The sequence below is a fragment of the Agrobacterium sp. lyk4-40-TYG-31 genome, assembly GCF_030209855.1.
In the GTDB taxonomy this organism is placed as follows: domain Bacteria; phylum Pseudomonadota; class Alphaproteobacteria; order Rhizobiales; family Rhizobiaceae; genus Agrobacterium; species Agrobacterium vaccinii.
Map to the genome: position 1 here is coordinate 646,044 of NZ_JARVRE010000004.1, position 17,411 is coordinate 663,454.

At 58.9% G+C, this 17,411-nt stretch carries 16 protein-coding genes; 10 read left to right on the plus strand and 6 right to left on the minus strand.

Annotated features, from left to right (window positions below; translation table 11 throughout):
- Positions 1-253: 253 nt before the first annotated feature.
- The 3 genes from QRN55_RS08330 (at position 254) to QRN55_RS08340 (ending at position 2,950) form a co-directional block, all read left to right on the plus strand.
- Entirely contained in the window at positions 254-967 is a 714-nt protein-coding gene (locus QRN55_RS08330) for an AAA family ATPase (protein WP_284776363.1), read from the plus strand.
- A gap of 83 nt (positions 968-1,050) precedes the next feature.
- The gene (locus tag QRN55_RS08335; RefSeq protein WP_284776624.1) at positions 1,051-1,671 is read left to right on the plus strand and encodes a TetR/AcrR family transcriptional regulator; all 621 of its coding nucleotides are present in this window, start codon (positions 1,051-1,053) and stop codon (positions 1,669-1,671) included.
- A 49-nt stretch (positions 1,672-1,720) separates the two neighbouring features.
- Positions 1,721-2,950, plus strand: coding sequence for an MFS transporter (locus tag QRN55_RS08340; protein ID WP_284776365.1), 1,230 nt, complete (start codon positions 1,721-1,723; stop codon positions 2,948-2,950).
- A 153-nt stretch (positions 2,951-3,103) separates the two neighbouring features.
- Here QRN55_RS08340 and QRN55_RS08345 read toward each other — a convergent pair whose 3' ends face one another.
- Entirely contained in the window at positions 3,104-4,489 is a 1,386-nt protein-coding gene (locus QRN55_RS08345) for a L,D-transpeptidase (protein ID WP_284776625.1), read from the minus strand.
- Between the two features lie 188 nt (positions 4,490-4,677).
- Between QRN55_RS08345 and QRN55_RS08350 the strand changes: the two genes are divergently transcribed.
- The 4 genes from QRN55_RS08350 to QRN55_RS08365 all read left to right on the plus strand — a co-directional run bounded on the left by QRN55_RS08350 (position 4,678) and on the right by QRN55_RS08365 (position 6,946).
- The gene (locus QRN55_RS08350; protein WP_284776369.1) at positions 4,678-5,511 is read left to right on the plus strand and encodes a DUF4432 family protein; all 834 of its coding nucleotides are present in this window, start codon (positions 4,678-4,680) and stop codon (positions 5,509-5,511) included.
- A gap of 125 nt (positions 5,512-5,636) precedes the next feature.
- Positions 5,637-5,975 (plus strand): protein tyrosine phosphatase family protein, encoded by a 339-nt coding sequence (locus tag QRN55_RS08355; RefSeq protein WP_065698253.1) that lies wholly within the window; start codon positions 5,637-5,639, stop codon positions 5,973-5,975.
- 46 nt (positions 5,976-6,021) lie between these two features.
- Positions 6,022-6,363 (plus strand): RidA family protein, encoded by a 342-nt coding sequence (locus QRN55_RS08360; protein WP_284776370.1) that lies wholly within the window; start codon positions 6,022-6,024, stop codon positions 6,361-6,363.
- A gap of 88 nt (positions 6,364-6,451) precedes the next feature.
- Positions 6,452-6,946 (plus strand): hypothetical protein, encoded by a 495-nt coding sequence (locus QRN55_RS08365; protein ID WP_284776371.1) that lies wholly within the window; start codon positions 6,452-6,454, stop codon positions 6,944-6,946.
- 45 nt (positions 6,947-6,991) lie between these two features.
- Here QRN55_RS08365 and QRN55_RS08370 read toward each other — a convergent pair whose 3' ends face one another.
- The 4 genes from QRN55_RS08370 to QRN55_RS08385 all read right to left on the minus strand — a co-directional run bounded on the left by QRN55_RS08370 (position 6,992) and on the right by QRN55_RS08385 (position 11,963).
- On the minus strand, positions 6,992-7,765 hold the full coding sequence (locus QRN55_RS08370) for a HugZ family pyridoxamine 5'-phosphate oxidase (RefSeq protein WP_284776372.1): 774 nt from the start codon (positions 7,763-7,765) through the stop codon (positions 6,992-6,994).
- A gap of 141 nt (positions 7,766-7,906) precedes the next feature.
- Positions 7,907-9,559: a thiamine pyrophosphate-binding protein gene (locus tag QRN55_RS08375; protein WP_284776373.1), complete on the minus strand. Its 1,653-nt coding sequence runs from the start codon at positions 9,557-9,559 to the stop codon at positions 7,907-7,909.
- Positions 9,556-10,761 carry a succinate--glutarate CoA-transferase gene (gene caiB, locus QRN55_RS08380; RefSeq protein ID WP_284776374.1) on the minus strand — a complete coding sequence of 402 codons (1,206 nt, stop codon included), beginning with the start codon at positions 10,759-10,761 and terminating at the stop codon, positions 9,556-9,558. Before caiB ends, QRN55_RS08375 begins: the two co-directional genes overlap by 4 nt.
- Before the next feature lie 269 nt (positions 10,762-11,030).
- Positions 11,031-11,963: an alpha/beta fold hydrolase gene (locus QRN55_RS08385; RefSeq protein WP_284776375.1), complete on the minus strand. Its 933-nt coding sequence runs from the start codon at positions 11,961-11,963 to the stop codon at positions 11,031-11,033.
- Positions 11,964-12,068: 105 nt separating this feature from the next.
- Here QRN55_RS08385 and ettA point away from each other — a divergent pair, with 105 nt between their 5' ends.
- Together ettA and QRN55_RS08395 are read left to right on the plus strand one after the other, a co-directional pair.
- Positions 12,069-13,718, plus strand: a complete 1,650-nt coding sequence (ettA, locus tag QRN55_RS08390) for an energy-dependent translational throttle protein EttA (RefSeq protein WP_173997675.1) — start codon at positions 12,069-12,071, stop codon at positions 13,716-13,718.
- 222 nt (positions 13,719-13,940) lie between these two features.
- A complete protein-coding gene (locus QRN55_RS08395) occupies positions 13,941-16,232 on the plus strand; it encodes a methyl-accepting chemotaxis protein (RefSeq protein WP_284776376.1) in 2,292 nt (763 codons plus the stop codon).
- Between the two features lie 81 nt (positions 16,233-16,313).
- On the opposite strand, the gene QRN55_RS08400 is transcribed toward QRN55_RS08395, so the two are convergent.
- Positions 16,314-16,778: a VOC family protein gene (locus tag QRN55_RS08400; protein ID WP_284776377.1), complete on the minus strand. Its 465-nt coding sequence runs from the start codon at positions 16,776-16,778 to the stop codon at positions 16,314-16,316.
- 87 nt (positions 16,779-16,865) lie between these two features.
- Between QRN55_RS08400 and soxR the strand changes: the two genes are divergently transcribed.
- Positions 16,866-17,306 (plus strand): redox-sensitive transcriptional activator SoxR, encoded by a 441-nt coding sequence (gene soxR, locus QRN55_RS08405; RefSeq protein WP_284776378.1) that lies wholly within the window; start codon positions 16,866-16,868, stop codon positions 17,304-17,306.
- The last annotated feature ends 105 nt before the right edge of the window (positions 17,307-17,411 follow it).

Sequence of the window (17,411 nt, forward strand, 5' to 3'; positions counted from 1 at the left end):
GCCGCATTTGCGTGTGTTCTCAAGGGCTTCAGCACACCACGGGCGCATCTGCGCCGCGTGAACGGCAACGTGTGTCTTTAAGCTTTGCCGGATTTTTTACAGGGCTGAACTGGAAACCGGGAGCTGATCCATACAACAAATCGCAACGGTTATTTCCATTTCGTTAACCATCTTCGTTAACAATATACAGTGCACCATGAATGTCGCGGTGCGTTGAAGAGCGATGAAGTCAGGCTCTGCATTTGGGGGCCCTATGCCAGTTATCACATTTGCAAACACCAAGGGCGGCGCGGGCAAGACGACTGCTGTTCTGCTGCTGGCCACGGAACTTGCGCGCACCGGTCACCGTGTCACCGTTCTCGATGCCGATCCGCAATTGTGGATTTCGCGCTGGTCGGACATGTCCGGTGCTGTTCAGAACCTCTCGGTCATTTCCCATGTCACCATGGCATCGCTGGAAACCCATATCCGCGAAAACAAGGCTAACACGGACTGTTTCATCATCGATCTGCCGGGCACCAAAAGTCCGCTGCTGACGATGGCGCTGGGCATTTCGGACCACGTCATCATTCCCGTTCAGGGCTCTGCCATGGATGCGCGCGGGGCAGCCGAGGTTCTCGAGCACATCGAATTGCTGAACCGCAAGATGGGCATCACGATCGATCACTCGGTTGTTCTCACCCGCGTCAACGCGATGGTCAGCACGCGCTCGATGCTGGTGGTCAAAGCATTGCTGGCCGCCAAGAACGTCCGCGTTCTGGCTACGCCGATTGCCGAACGCGCTGCGTTCCGCGATATCTTCGACTATGGCGGCACGCTGGCCGCGCTCGACTGTCAAAAGGTCAGCAACGTCGATAAAGCCATGGAAAACGTGCGCAATTTCGCTAATGAGGTCATGCGCCTGATGCCCGTGCGCGTCGTTCGCTCCGGTCGCGATCTCAAGTTTTTCAGCCGCAGGGCCGCCTGAACCTTTTCATACGCCCGGCACAGATTCTGTCCGGGCGTATTTTGTGCTTGATTTGGAAATGATCGTTTCCTATATTGCCGCTCATGATACAGCCAAGCCCATCTTTAATCCACACACGCCAGCGCGGCCGCCCGCGTGAGTTCGATGTCGATCTCGCCATCGACAAGGCCATCGGCGTGTTCTCAGAGCGCGGTTACCACGCGACATCAGTGGGTGATCTGACGCAGGCGATGGAACTGACGCAGGGCAGTCTTTACAAGGCCTTCAAGGACAAGAAGGACATCTACATCGCCGCCGTCGAGCGCTACAAGCTGGTGCAGTCACGGCGTTTCGAAGCGGCTGTTCAGACCGGCAGGAACGGGCGAGAAAAGCTGCTGGCAGGCATGAATTTCTATGCGGATGCCTGCGTTGGCCCATCTGGCGGGCAGGGGTGTCTCGTCGTCGGTGCCGCTGCCGATCTCGCTTCGCTAGATGACGATATGGCGCGCGTTGTGCGTGGTGCCATCGATGCCCGCGAAAACATTCTGGGTCGCCTCGTGCGTGAGGGGCAGGCGGATGGCTCGGTATCCAATACTAAGGATGCAGCCGCTTTGGCGAAGACGGCGCTCTGTATCATTTACGGCATGCGAGTGGTTGGCAAGACGGGCCTGACGAAAGCGGAACTGAGTTCAGTGGTCGATGTTGCCATGAAGGTTTTCGACTGATTTTTATGTGTATTTGGGAAATGAGTATTTCCTAATTTGGAGACGGGTAATGACATCTACGGTGCTTGGCGCTGAGGCCGCACAGGAAGAGACGCTTTCTTCCGCCATGATTTTTCTGCTGGCCACGGCCTGCGGGCTGATCGCCGCCAATATCTATTATGCCCAGCCGCTCGCTGGCCTCATCGGCGCAGAGCTTGGGCTGTCTGCGGCGGCAACGGGCTTGATCGTGACGCTGACGCAGATCGGTTACGGGTTGGGACTGCTGTTCGTGGTGCCGTTGGGCGATCTCATCGAAAACAGAAAGCTGATCGTTATCACCGTCATCATGGCGGTTCTGTCATTGATCGGTGCTGCCCTCGCGCCGCATGCAGCACAGTTTCTCATCGCCGTCTTTCTGGTCGGGGTCGCTTCGGTTGCGGTGCAGATGATCGTGCCCATAGCGGCGCATATGACGCCTGACGCCACACGTGGCCGCGTCGTTGGCAGCATCATGAGCGGCTTGATGATCGGCATCATGCTGGCGCGGCCTGTTTCCAGCGTTCTCTCGGAATTGGTTTCCTGGCGCGGCGTTTTCTTGATTTCGGCGGGCGTCATGGCCGTGTTGGCGCTCGTGCTCTACCGCCTGTTGCCACGCCGCACGCCGGATGCGAAGTTGCCGTACACCACATTGCTGGCCTCTATGGGCAAGCTGGCCGTAAACACGCGGCTTTTGCAGCGCCGTTCAATCTATCAGGCGGGCATGTTCTCAGCGTTCAGCCTGTTCTGGACGGTGACGCCGCTCTATCTCAGCGGCCCCGCCTTCCGCATGACGCAAAGCGAAATCGCGCTGTTTGCGCTGGCCGGTGCTGCCGGTGCTGTTGCGGCACCCATTGCCGGGCGGATGGCGGATCGTGGCTGGACATGGGCCGCGACGCTCTGTGCGCTGCTGGCTGCCATGGCATCCTTCCTCATGACCCACATCGCGCCCGAGGGCTCTTACCTGTCTCTGGCGCTGCTGGTGGTTGCGGCCATCGTGCTGGATTTTGCTGTCACCACCAATCTGGTGCTGGGCCAGCGCGCCATCTTTACGCTGGGGGCAGAATTCCGCAGCCGCCTCAACGGCATCTTCATGGCAACGTTCTTCATGGGTGGAGCTGTGGGCTCTGCGCTCGGTGGCTGGGCTTATGCGCAGGGACAGTGGACAGCGGCTTCGTGGATTGGTTTTGCGCTACCTGCCACGGCGTTTGCGTTCTTCCTGACGGAGCGCAGGGGTGAAAAGCGGGTGCCGAAATTGGGGTGAGGGTAGGTCTTCACCCCACGACCGTCATCCCGGCCTTGAGCCGGGATCCAGTCAGCCCAAGTCTTTGGGCTGAAAGACCCTTTCCGCCGCGCAGACGCGCGTCTGCTGGATTCCGGCTCAAGGCCGGAATGACGGAGAGAGGGAGTTTCTCCCTTACTCCGCAAACTCCACAACAACGCCCGGGCGAACCATCTTAGCCAGCTCCGTCGCATCCCAGTTGGTCAGGCGAATACAGCCGTGGCTGTTCGTCTTGCCGATCTTGGAGGGTTCCGGTGTGCCGTGAATGCCGTAAGTCGGTTTGGAAAGCGCGATCCAGACCGTGCCGACAGGGCCGTTGGGGCCGGGCGGAATCTGCAAGATCTGGCTGTTCTGGCCCTGCTGGAAGTTGATCTTGGGGTTATAGGTATAGCCCGGATTGAGCGCGATGCGCTCGACCGTGTGCGTGCCGGATGGCGACGGTGTATCGGAGGAGCCGATGGTCGCTGGATAGGCGGCAATCAGCACGCCGCTCTCGTCATAGGCAAACACCTGCTTGATGCCCTTATGGGCCACAATACGGGCGACCTGTCCCTTTTTCGTGTCTCCGGGGCTGACGACCTTGATGATGGTGCCGGGAACGGTGAAATCGACGCCGGGGTTGAGTTCCTTCAGATAGGTCTCGTCCATATGGAAGCGTTCAGCCAGAGCCTCTGATGTCGAAGTATAGGCCATGGCCGGAAGCTGTGCCTTTTCGGCGTAGTCATCGGGAATGGAGGCCACATAAGGACCTGCGGCGTCTGCTGCGGTAATCGTATAATCGACGATCGCCAGACCGCCGGTGTTGCGCAGGCGCTCCAGAATGTCGTCGGTGTTATTAGGGTCCAGACGCTCGCCTGTCATATCCTGCCAGGCAGCAATCGCCTTGTTGACGTTGTCGCCCATCTTGCCGTCGATCACGCCGGGCGAAATGCCTTCGCGGTCGAGAAAGACCTGAAGGGCAACGATTTCCTGTCGCGAACGATTGACTGGTGCGGTGACCGGCTGGTTACGCTCGACGAGGTGATCTGGCTGCGGCACGATTGCCGTGGTGCTTTCGCCGGGCATGGGTTCGCCAAGCGGGCCGCTTTCGACATCGCCGGGGCGGGTTGCGACAGAGCCGGTATAGACATCGTCGTCGCTGCCATCGCCACGAAACTGGCGATAATCCCGTGGTACGCCGTTGCCCTGGTTGCCATACTGGCGCTGCGGCTGCTGATACTGGTCGGCCTGGCCCGGTGCCGGTGGGTAATAGTCACCGCCCTGATTGTAGTACGGGTCGCGATACGGGTCGGCCTGAGCCTCCCGGCGGGCTGGCGCGCCGCGCGGCATTTCCGTGGCCAGCAGGTTGCCGTAACGGTCGTAATAGACGGTGCGGCCCATGCGGTCTCGGCTGATGACGATGTCACCGCGCTCCGGCATATAGTCCACCACACGCCCGTCAGGCGCGACAAGCATCGGCTGTTGAGCATTGGCCTGCAAAGGTGCCAGTATGGGTGTCGCCGCAGCCGCGAGACAAAACATTGCGTTAATTAAAAGTTTCACGATTCTGCGATCCCTGGGTTCTTGCCCATTACACACACGTTAATCTTGACCCTATTGTGAAAAAGGTGAATTCGAGATTAACGCAATCTTAATTTCATGACGTTGCGATAGCTTTTGTGTGATCGCTACGTCAACTATCGAAGCCAACGGGTTGAAGAGGAGGATGCATGCGCGCCCTGCAAGCAGGACTATCCCCAACGATTTATCTGGACGAAACGTCCGTTTTCGACATCGGTGCCTGCGTCGTCGATGGCGTCGATATCGCGCCCGGTAGGGCCATTCCCGATGATGGCGATGCGCGCATTGACCATTCGCTGGAAGGCTTCATGTTCACCTGCGGCCCCGACCACATTCGCCACCCTCAACCCATCGAAGGCGATGACAGCGGCAGGCGCTACCCTCTTCATGGTTCGTTTTCGTCACACCCGGCCGAGATCACCGACTGCGTGGTATCGGACGATAATGCGCGCGCAGCGGCAAGGGTTCCGGTGGTTCTTGCAGATGGCGGCACGGCCCGTCTGGATCGGCAGTGGCACATTGACGGCGCGAGCGGCGAAATCAGCCTTGATGACACGGTTACCAACACCAGCGACCGGCCAGCCCCTGTCTTTCATATGTACCACATGAACATCGGCGCACGGCTTTTCGATGACGACGTGCGGCTGACCGGGGAGATGTTCGAGGGCGGCGGGTTTGGCTGGCGTTTTGGCGAAGAGCCGGGCGGTGTGTTCTGCGTGCCCGTCAACGGTGAGGGCTGGGCGCAAATGTCTGTGGGGCCGATCGCGGCCATCGGCGGGCGCACCCTTCGCGTCGCCTTTCGTGCCGATACGCTGCCCTATCTCCAGATGTGGCGAAACCAACAAAGCCCGGCAGATGTCATGGGCATCGAGCCCGTCTCGCACCGCTGGGTAGACCGTGCGCAATTGCGCGAGGCGGGGGAGTTCACCATGCTGCAACCGGGTGAAAGCAGGCGCTATGGCTTGCGCTTTTCTATTCTTTGAATGGCCATATTTTTGAAAAATCCTGTCATTGACGCACTGGATTTAACCCCTTACACCGAATGCGGATTTAGGGCGGCATGGCTTGAAACAGGCCAGATTGCCGTTGACGACAGGAGGATATGAAGATGGATATCAGGCGCATTGACGACGACTATTCCGTGAGCGGCCAGATCAGCGTTGCCGATCTCGATGAGGTCAAGGCGCTCGGCTTCAAATCCATCGTGTGTCACCGCCCCGATGGTGAAGAAGAGGGCCAGCCCCTGTTTGCCGACATCGCAGAGCGGGCCGAAGAACTCGGCATTGCCGTCGTGCATGTGCCGGTCGGACGCTTCGGCGTTGATGCCGATGCCGTCACCGGCATGGTGGATGCGCTGGACGAGCTTCAGCGTCCCATGCTCGGCTTTTGCCGCTCCGGCGCGCGCTCCACGGCGATCTACGAAAAGACCCATCATATACGCGGCTGATTTTCGGTCGTCATTTTCTGCCCAAAGTACCAACAGGAGTTTCAGCATGAGCATCAAGCGTATCGAACCCGGCAAGCGCATGAGCGGCGCAGTCGTTCACGGCAACACGGTCTACCTCGCAGGTCAGGTCGGTGAAGGCACATCCGTGACCGAGCAGAGCAAATCCGCACTCGCCGAAGTCGACCGCCTGCTGGCTCTCGCCGGTTCCGACAAATCCAAGATACTCCAGACCATCATCTACATCTCCGACATGTCCACCTTCGGCGAAATGAACGCCGTCTGGGAATCCTGGATCGACCCGGCAAACCCGCCAGCCCGTGCGACAAGCGAAGCAGCGCTTGCGACACCGGATTATAAGGTCGAGTTTATTGTGACGGCTGCTGTTTGATGATTTTTTAAAACGCCGCCTTTGATTAGGCGGCGTTTTTTTAGCGATTTCTCAAGGCAAGTATATCTCGACGTTACGGCGGATCGTCATGGATTCATGGAATCCCATTCTCGTTCGGATTTCGCTGAAATTAGCGATCATTATTTCCTTTATGGCGTCCGTTTATTATCCTTACAAGATATACAGCTTTTGTGGATGGCAATCGGAAACGGGCTGGTTTTCCGAAGATAAAATAGTGTTTTTTCTGATCATTGCGTATTTCGTCGCATCTGCGGTCGCGACGGCGGTCAAGAAAGATCAGCTTTTTTGTCTGCTCGATTTAATATGCTTCGCTATGTACTTCTTATACGCGCTCGGCTATCTCGCCATCACATCGTTCTTCGGCGGGCAGCCACCCAGTGTCGCATGGGAAAAAGTAACCAGGGGTCTCGGTGCCTATCTCACCAACGATAATTGTCGCATTCGTGAGGTCGTGGAACTCGGCGAAGGCTTTTATCCCTTTTGGCTTATTGGTGTTTTTCTGCTTTTACTGGCGCTGTATAATTATAAGACGTTGGTAAGGCCTCCGGTTTCGGGCGACTGAATCCGACTGCGCTTCGCGGGCCAATACGTCAGTTATTTCAGAGAACTAACGGACATCTCTCGAAAGTTGAGTCAGGGCCTTTGGGAGTTGATTCAAGCTTGTCACCCGTTCATTGAACCAAAGTCTCATCAAGTCGCTTACCGACGCGAGATTGATCCCCTCCGGGTCGATAGACGTGATTTTCCAGGCACCGGATTTCCTCCCCGCCACAGCTGCCAAACGCGATGCCTCGCCCTTTATCGCATTGAGACGAATTGCTTCAGTCTCCGCTGCTGCCATGAAGTCCTCAGCGCCTGATAGCTCGGTGCGCAAATCAACAGGCGTGATGTTGCTGGCATTGCGGGCAGGGCCGCCATTGATCTGCAGGCCTTCGATGTTCAGGCGGTAGAGCTGGGTGTCTGGTAGTGCGAGATAGAGTTTGGCCTTCGGGTAGCGGGCAATATAGCGCGCCTTGGCCAGCGGTATCTCGTCCTCGCCGATGAGTTCGGCTTTTCCCACCAGCGTCAGTCTCGGCAACGTCAGCGCATCACCTTTGTTGAAGGGCGCAAGTACCAGCGAAATGCGCGGGTCGGCTTCGATGTTGCGGGCATGCAGCGCTAGGCGTGCGGTGAAGAAGAAGGGGGTGCCATCCGCCTCGACAGCGATGTTGGTGGCGGTGTTGTAGGGATAGCCGCTGTGCGGATCGAGCGTGGCGAGACCGGCGGTGCGCGACGTGTGGAGCACATCGCGGGCGACGCGGACGGCCTCGAAGGGTGCACCGGCGGATGGTTCGATGCTTGCGTTGCGTGGGGTTATGACCGCTGGTGTCTGCTCTGCCATTTATCTTTCCTCATTCCTGTTGATGTCACAGGAATCCAGTGCCGCGCGTCGGCGCGGCGGACGACTCCTTTCAGCCCAAGGACTTGGGCTGACTAGATTCCTGTGACAAGCACAGGAATGAGGAGGACGGCAAGGGCAAGATTACGTCCGCTCGCGAATCTGCGTCAACGTCCGCGCAGGTGTAATGGCCTCTGGGTCCAGCTTCACCTCAATGATTGAAGGCTTGCCGCTGGCTCTGGCGCGCTCATAGGCCGGGCCGAAGTCTTCTGTCTTCTCCACAAGTTCACCGTGGCCGCCATAGGCCTTGGCGAAGGCAACGAAGTCGGGGTTGACGAGGTCGGTGCCGCTGACGCGGCCGGGATATTCCCGTTCCTGATGCATGCGGATGGTGCCGTAGGTGCCATTGTTGACCAGCACGGTGATGATCGGCAGGCCGTAGCGCACGGCGGTGATGAATTCCTGGCCGTGCATCATAAAGCAGCCGTCACCTGCGAAGCAAACGACTTCGCGTTCTGGAAACAGATGCTTGGCGGCGACTGCGGCTGGCAGGCCGTAGCCCATGGAGCCGGAGGTGGGGGCTGATTGCGTGTTGAAACGCTGGAAACGGTGGAAGCGGTGCAGCCATGTAGCGTAGTTGCCCGCGCCATTGGTAAAGACGGCATCGACGGGCACATTGGCCTCGATCCAGTCCATGATCGGGCCCATCTGGACTGGGCCTGGGCCGGTTTTCGGCGGGGTGGACCACTTCAGATAGGCGTCGTGCATGGCGGCAGTGCGGTCTGCCCAGACGGGGTTTTGGGGCGCCTCAAGGCTTTCCAGCGCATCGACGAAATCGCTGGTGGATGCGCAGATGGCGAGATCGGGGCGGTACATTCGGCCAAGCTCTTCGGCATCCGGGAAGATATGCACCAGCGTCTGCGACGGGTAGGGGATGTCGAGCAGGGTATAGCCGGAAGACGGCATTTCCGACATGCGGCTGCCGAGAAGCACGATGAGGTCGGCCTCCTTGATTTCCTTCGACAGTGCCGGGTTGATGCCGATACCGACATCGCCCGCATAGGATGGGCTGAGGTGATCGAACAGCGCCTGACGGCGGAAGGAGCAGCCGACGGGCAGCTTGAAGGTCTCGGCAAATGTCTTGAATTTTGCCACGCTGTCTTCCGTCCAGCGCGTGCCGCCGACGATGATCATGGGGCGCTTGGCGTTGCCCAAAAGCTCTGCGAATTTTGCCATCTGCTTGCGGCCGGGGTGGTTTTCGACCGGCGTGTAGGGCTTGGCTTCCGGTGCCTCCACCAGATCGACCAGCATATCCTCGGGCAGGCTCAGGACCACCGGGCCGGGACGACCGGATGTGGCTATGGCGAAGGCGCGGGTGACGAATTCCGGGATGCGGCGGGCATCATCGATCTCGCCGACCCATTTGGCAAATTCCGTGAAAGCGCGGCGGTATTCGACCTCCTGAAAGGCCTCGCGCTCGCGTGCATCGCGCTGCACCTGGCCGATGAACAGGATCATTGGGATGGAATCCTGCATGGCGATGTGCAGTCCGGCAGAGGCGTTTGTCGCGCCGGGGCCGCGTGTGACCATGCAGATGCCGGGTTCGCCGGTCAGCCGTCCCCATGTATCGGCCATCATCGCCGCGCCGCCTTCCTGGCGGCAGACAACGGTTTCGATGCCGCTTTCGTAGAGCGCATCCAGCACCGCCAGATAGCTTTCGCCCGGCACGCAGGAGACGCGCGACACGCCATTGGCTTTCAGGGCTTCGACAATCAACTGTCCGCCTGTTCTCTTCATGGCGCAATGGTCCTTTCAATATCAGCCAGTTCGGCCAGAACTTCGTCCTGATGCTCGCCCAGACGCGGGCTCGGTCGATTATAATGCAAGGGTGTCTCGGATAGCACGATAGGCGTGCGCACGCCGGGAATGACGGTGCCATCGGCTGCTTCCAGATCCACGCGCAGGCCGCGGGCCTGAACCTGCGGATCGGCAAACATCTCCTCGATGGAGTTGATGGGACCGGCGGGCACGGCATTGGTTTCGCAGGCCGTCAGCAGATCGCGCTTCATCCATTTGAGCGTTTCAGTGGAAACGATCTGGCGGACCTCGACCTTGTGGGCGACGCGCGCCTTGTTGGTCGCGTAGCGTTCATCGTCCGCGATCGCGTCGATGCCGAGGATTTTGCAGAGGCGACGGAACTGCCCGTCATTGCCAACGGCGAGAATGAGGAATCCGTCAGCGGTGGGCACCACCTCGTAAGGCGAGATGTTGGGGTGGGCGTTGCCCAGTCGCACCGGTGCCTTGCCGGAAATGAGGTAGTTCATGTTCTGGTTGGCCAGCACCGCCGATTGCACATCCAGCAGCGCCATATCGATATGCTGGCCTTGGCCCGTGCGCATCGCGTGGATGAGGGCAGCCTGAATGGCGGTGACGGAATAGATGCCGGTGAAGATATCGGCCACCGCAACGCCTGCCTTCATCGGCTGACCATCCGGCTCGCCGGTAATCGACATGAAGCCGGACATGCCTTGCACGATATAGTCGTAACCGGCGAAATCCGCGTAAGGGCCGGTCTGGCCGAAGCCGGTGATGGAGCAATAGATGAGCTTGGGGTTCAGCGCCCGCAGCGACTGGTAATCCAGCCCGTATTTCTCCAGCCCGCCGCGTTTGAAATTCTCGATCATGACATCGGCGGTTTTCACCAGCCGACGCACGGTCTGGCGACCGTCCTCGGTCTTCAGATCAATGGTGATGGAACGTTTGCCGCGATTGGTGGAGTGATAATAGGCGGCGGAAAGATTGTCGCCATCCTTGCTTTCAACGAAGGGTGGCCCCCAGGCGCGCGTATCGTCGCCGCCATCGGGGCTTTCCACCTTGATGACATCGGCACCCATATCGGCCAGCATCTGCCCGGCCCAGGGACCAGCCAGCACGCGCGCCAGCTCGATCACACGAATGCCCTTCAGGGGCGGCTGTTTCTTATCGGAAGTCTCTGCCATGTCTGTCTCACACATTTCAGAAGTTTATAGACGGGCGACCTTCTGCATGCATGTGAAATAATCTCATGGAGTCATTCCGTTTCGGCAGTGAAGCGTCGCCAGATCAGCAGGGTGCGATGATTTCCCATGTTCTTGCATCCCCACCACCGTCATACCGGCCTTGAGCCGGTATCCAGTCAGCCCAAGTCTTTAGGCTGAAAGGGTCTTTCGCCTTGCAGACGCAAGGCGACTGGATCCCGGATCAAGTCCGGGATGACGGAAGAGAGGAATCAGTCCGCCACACCCCGCGCCCAGGCCGCGAAATCTGCTGCCGGGACCTCCCAGCCGATTTCGTTCAACGTTTCGTGCCGCATGCCGGGGTAGATACGGTCGGTGACGTTGCTGAAGCCTGCTGCGCGGAACTGCTGGGCCAGCCAGACGATCTCGCGGCCATTGTTGGTGGCGGCGTCTTCGTTGCCGCTGACGAGGAGGATGGGGAGGGTTTTGGGGAGGCGGGAGATGAGTTTGGGGCCGCGATAGGACATGTCGAACACGTCCTGCCACAGCGAGACGCTGGCTTCGAACTGGCAGAGCGGATCGCCAACATAGGCATCGACTGCCGCCTTGTCGTGGCTCAGCCAGTCTGCGGTGGTGCGCTTTTCCGGCATCTTGCTGTTCCAGATGCGGAAGGTTGCCTTGGGCAGGATGGCGCTGGGCACATCGGAGCCTTTCAGCATTTTTTCGATGCGCAGAACGACCTGCGCCAGACGGCCCATGACGCCGGTGTTGAGGTTGGAGTTCCAGATCGACAGGGCGTCGAAGGCATCCGGGTGGCTGACGGCAGTGTTGAGCGCGATGAGGCCACCCATGGAATGGCCGAAGAGTATGATGGGCAGACCGGGGTGGCGTTCTGCGGCCAATGTGCGGATCGCCATCACGTCTGCGATGACCTTGCTCACGCCGTCCTTCCAGGCGAAGCGCCCGATGGGCGCATCCCCCGCCTTCGTGCGTCCATGGCCGCGATGGTCGTGGGCGTAGATCTCGAAGCCCTGTGCGGACATGACCTCGGCGAAACGGCGATAGCGCCCGGCATGCTCGACAAGCCCATGGCAGATCATCAGCACACCGCGCGGCGTGCCGGTGGCGGGTTGATGCCGGTAGGCGAGGGTGGCGCCGGAAGGGCTTTCCAGCCGGTTGATTTCGCCAAACATCATATCGTCCATTCCCGTCTCCGCAGCTTGGCTTATTCTTGGTTGGAGGTTGCTCCAACGCCCTATTTACCTTACATAGCGGCAACTTTCCCAAACTGACGTGGAGCATTCGCTACAATGGCACGCCAATTCATCTACCACATGTCGGGGCTGAACAAGTCTTACGGCGCAAAGAAGATTCTCGAGAACGTCAACCTGTCGTTCTACCCCGATGCCAAGATCGGTATTCTCGGCCCCAACGGTGCCGGTAAGTCCACGGTGCTGCGCATCATCGCCGGTCAGGACAAGGAATTCACCGGCGAGGCGTGGCTGGCCGAAGGTGCGACCGTCGGTTACCTCGAGCAGGAACCGCATCTGGACGAGACCAAGACCGCGTTCGAAAACGTCATGGTGGGCGTGGCCGACAAGACGGCCGTGCTCGAGCGTTACAACGAACTGATGATGAACTATTCCGATGAGACCGCCGATGAGGGCGCGAAGCTTCAGGACATCATCGACAGCCAGAACCTGTGGGATCTGGAGCAGCAGGTCGAAATGGCGATGGAAGCCCTGCGCTGCCCGCCGAAGGAGAGCGACGTTTCCCTGCTATCCGGTGGTGAGCGCCGCCGTATCGCGCTGTGCCGTCTGCTTCTGTCCAAGCCGGACCTGCTGCTGCTCGACGAACCGACCAACCACCTTGACGCCGAAACTATCGCATGGCTGGAAAAGCACCTGCGCGATTACCCCGGCGCCGTGATGATGATTACCCACGATAGATACTTCCTGGATAACGTCACCGGCTGGATTCTCGAGCTCGACCGTGGCCGCGGCATTCCATACGAAGGCAACTACTCTGCGTACTTGACGGCAAAAGCCAAGCGTATGCAGCAGGAAGCCCGCGAAGACGCAGGCCGCCAGAAGGCAATTTCGCGCGAACAGGAATGGATCGCATCGAGCCCGAAGGCACGTCAGGCCAAGTCCAAGGCGCGTATCAAGTCCTACGAACAGCTGGTTGATGCGGCCGACAAGCAGCGCCCCGGCGACGCGCAGATCATCATTCCGGTATCTGAGCGTCTCGGCCAGGTGGTCATCGAGATGGAAGGCATCACCAAGGGCTTTGAAGGCCGCACGCTGATCAACGATCTCTCGATCAAGCTGCCACCGGGCGGTATCGTCGGCATCATCGGCCCCAACGGTGCCGGTAAGACGACGTTGTTCAAGATGATCACCGGTCAGGAAAAGCCCGATAGCGGTTCGGTTCGCATCGGTGAGACCGTGCAGCTCGGCTATGTCGACCAAAGCCGCGATGCTCTCGACGGTTCCAAGACCGTTTGGGAAGAAATCTCCGGCGGTGCCGAAATCATCAAGCTCGGCAAGTTCGATATGAACAGCCGTGCATACTGCGGCGCCTTCAACTTCAAGGGTGGCGACCAGCAGCAGAAGGTTGGCAACCTCTCCGGTGGTCAGCGCAACCGCGTGCACCTGGCGAAGATGCTGAAGGCGGGCGGCAACGTTCTCCTCCTCGACGAACCGACCAACGACCTTGATACGGAAACGCTGGGCGCGCTGGAAACGGCGCTCGAAAACTTCGCCGGCTGCGCCATCATCATCAGCCACGATAGAATGTTCCTGGACCGCCTTGCCACCCACATTCTCGCGTTTGAAGGCGACGGCCATGTGGAATGGTTCGAAGGCAACTTCGAAGACTACGAACAGGACAAGATCCGCCGTCTGGGTGCAGATGCGCTGAACCCGGGAAGCCAGGCGTATAAGCGTTTGACGCGTTGACCTGCTGATAAAATAAGCGAAGCATCGAAAGCCGCTGCATCAATTTGATGCAGCGGCTTTTATTTTGTGCATTTTATACTTATTGATTATTATCAAATAAGCCGCCGTGCTCAAGAAATACTTCCGATTTAGTCTTATTTAATAAAGGTGATGTTTATTCGGGTCTGTGCATATGATCTGCGCGGCGGGGTGGCATGAGGTCACGATACAGGAGCGAACCTCATGAAATTGGTCGATATTGCGATCAGCAAAAGGCTGTGGGCTGCGGTGACCCTTCCGATGCTTGCAGCCGGTTATCTGTCATATGTTCAACTTTCGGCACGCCTGAACGATTATCACAACATGAATGATGTCGTTGTCATCAGCGAGCAGTTGAAGAAACTGAGCGACATTGCGCACTCCCTTCAGGTCGAGCGCGGATTGACGGCGGGCTTTATCGGCTCCAAGGGTACCAAGAATGTTGCCGAGCTTGCGAGCGCGCGCACCCAGACCGATGGTGTCGCGAGCCAGTTCGATACGATTTCCGCATCTCTTTCCGACGTGAGCGGCGACGCTCTCGCAGCACAATACGCCGCCGCCAAAGCAAGTCTGACATCGACGCTGCAATTGCGGCAGTCCGTGGATAGTCTTTCTGCAAGCGGCGGTCAGGCCTTCGGCTCCTATACTTCGGCAATCGGCAATATTGTTTCGATTGCGTCCGATCTCGTTGAGGAGGTGGGTGATCCGAATATCGCTCGCCAGATCGGCGCCTATGCGGAATTGATGAAGGCGAAGGAGCTTGCCGGGCAGGAACGCGGCCTCGGCAACGGTTTCATAACGGCCAAGAAGATGGACCCGGCGCGCTTTGCTGATTTTGCAGCCATGGCCGGTGGCCAGCAGGCGCTGATCGATACATTCCTGCTGGCGCAGACCCCGCAGCGCAAGGCAAGCTATGGCGGCCTTCTGTCCGCAGCCTCCAAGGACATTGCCGATTTCCGCTCGCGAATCGTGGCGAACGGGCAGGATGCCGATTTGAGTGGTCTCGACAGCGCGACGTGGTTTTCGACTGCTACGAAACGGATCGAGCAGTTGAAGCAGATCGAAACGGATAATCTGACCGGTATTTCCGATCTCGCAAAGGCGGGCGCTAGTGCTGCCTTTCAGACGCTGGTCATCATCGGACTGCTGACGCTGGCGGGCGGCATCGTAATGGTGATTTTCTCCGGCATCATGGCCATGACCGTCGTTCGGCCTATCGGAACGATGGTGGCTGCCATGGGTCGGCTGGCCAAGGGCGAGATCGACAGTGCTGCCATTGCCTCGGGCCGCAAGGACGAGATTGGCGACATGGAGCAGGCCGTCGAAATCTTCCGGCAGTCTGCGATCCGCAACCGTGAACTGGAAGCAGCGGAAGCCGACAACCGCGCCAAGGCGGAGCGTGAACGCTTGGAGATGCAGCGTGCGGCGGAAGCGGAGGCCGAGGCGCGTCTGGTGCAGGCCACCAGCACATTCGCTGCCAGCATGAAGCGTCTGGCTGCAGGCGATATGCTGTGCGAATTGCATGAACCGCTCTCATCGCAGTTCGAAACCTTGCGGGTGGACTTCAACAGTTCGGTTCGGCAATTGCGCGAAACGCTGGCCAGTGTTGGCCAATCGGTCTCGACGGTGACGGGCGGTTCACACGAGATATCGTCTGCATCGGACCATCTCGCCAAGCGCACCGAGCAGCAGGCTGCTTCGCTTGAGGAAACAGCGGCAGCGCTCGAGCAGATCACCGCCAATGTGACCTCGACATCCAAGCGATCTGCCGAGGCGCGCGGCGTGGTGCGGACTGCCCGCGAAAAGGCCAGCACATCCAGCGATGTGGTGCGCAACGCGGTTGTTGCCATGGAGAAGATCGAGCATTCCTCGAAACAGATCGGCCAGATCATCGGCGTGATCGACGAGATTGCCTTCCAGACGAACCTGCTGGCGCTCAACGCCGGTGTGGAAGCTGCGCGTGCGGGGGAGGCGGGCAAGGGCTTTGCTGTCGTCGCTCAGGAAGTGCGCGAGCTGGCGCAACGCTCTGCCAAGGCGGCCAAGGAAATCAAGGAACTGATCGGCAATTCCGCCATCGCTGTGGGTGAAGGTGTGCGCCTCGTCAGCGATACGGGCGCAGGACTGGGCGAGATTGCCGAACTGGTGCAGTCGGTCAATATCCACATGGAGGCGATTGCGACGGCAGCGCAGGAACAGTCCGTTGGGCTTGCGGAGGTGAATACAGCCGTGAACCATATGGACCAGGCCACGCAGCAAAATGCGGCGATGGTGGAAGAAATGAACGCTGCCGGTGCCTCGCTTGCACATGAGAGTGCAAACCTGAACGGGCTTCTTTCGAACTTCCAGTTGGGTCAGCAGAGTGCCAGCAGGCAGGCGCCTGCGACACGCTCAGCGCCTCAACCCGCAGCGGCGGCGCGTCCTGCGGCACGCCGTAGCGTTCCCATAAGCCACGGCAATGCGGCACTGGCCGCGGCGTCGGATTGGGAAGAGTTTTGAGTTCTACAAAATAGAACTGAGAGAGGCGGCACTTGCCGCCTCTTTTGCTATATGAGGCGCCGAATATCTCACGCGTTGCAGCTAGCCTTTATCGAGTGCGTTCCACTCCGAAAGCGTCATCATGCCCAGAATGTCGGGCCGAGCCTTGCCGGGTAAAATCGTGATATATTCCAGCTGATGGCCATCCGGATCGTTGAAATAGACGTTGGCCGACGGCATCCATGGGAAGACGCTGGGTTCGTTGATTTCCATGCCTGCGCCGTTGCGCGGAACGATGCCTTGGGTGCGCAGGTATGCGGGCGCTTCGATGACCTGATCGAGTGTCGTCTGAAACGCGATGTGCAGCCTCATTTGCATGGGCGAACTGTGGATCGACCAGAGGCCGAGCATGGATGTCTCACGTCCGCCGAGCCAGAAGAAGGCGACGTTTCGGTCCGGTATGGTGTGCGCCAGTTCAAGCCCGACGACATCGCGGTAGAATTCTATCGAGCGATCGAGGTTTGAGACAGTCAGATGGGTCTCGTAAAGGCCTTTGATGGAAATCATGGTTCAACTCCGGTTGGTCGTACTGACGCTTGATTGATGAGTTGATAGGGTTCATACGACCTCAACTATAGTTGAGGTCAATAGGGTATGGTCGATATTCATCGGGAGCTGTCGGTTGGCGAGGTGGCCAGGCGCTGCGGCGTCGCCGTTTCCACGATCCATTTCTATGAGGCCAAGGGGTTGTTGACGGCGTCGCGCAATGCCGGAAACCAACGGCGTTATCCGCGTGAGGTTCTACGCCGTTTGGCCGTCATCAGGATTGCTCAGCAGGCTGGTATTCCGCTTGCGGAAATCAAGGAGGCCTTATCGGGATTGCCGAATGGTCGGACGCCGAATGCCGAAGACTGGAAGAAACTCGCCAGCGCTTGGCGGGCGGCACTCCAGAGCCGAATCGACAAGCTGACGCAGTTGAGAGACGATCTGGAAGGCTGTATCGGATGCGGCTGCCTGTCTGTAAAGGATTGTCCATTGCGCAATCCCGGTGACATTCTGGGGAGCCAACAAGCAGGTGCGGTGCTCCTGCCTTGAGCAAACACTGCGTGTTCCGCCCACCGGGCAAAGCAAAGCGGCGGCTGAAATTCATGTGTCGATTTTCTGTTGCCCAGCGACGCACCCATCTTGCATATCCCGACT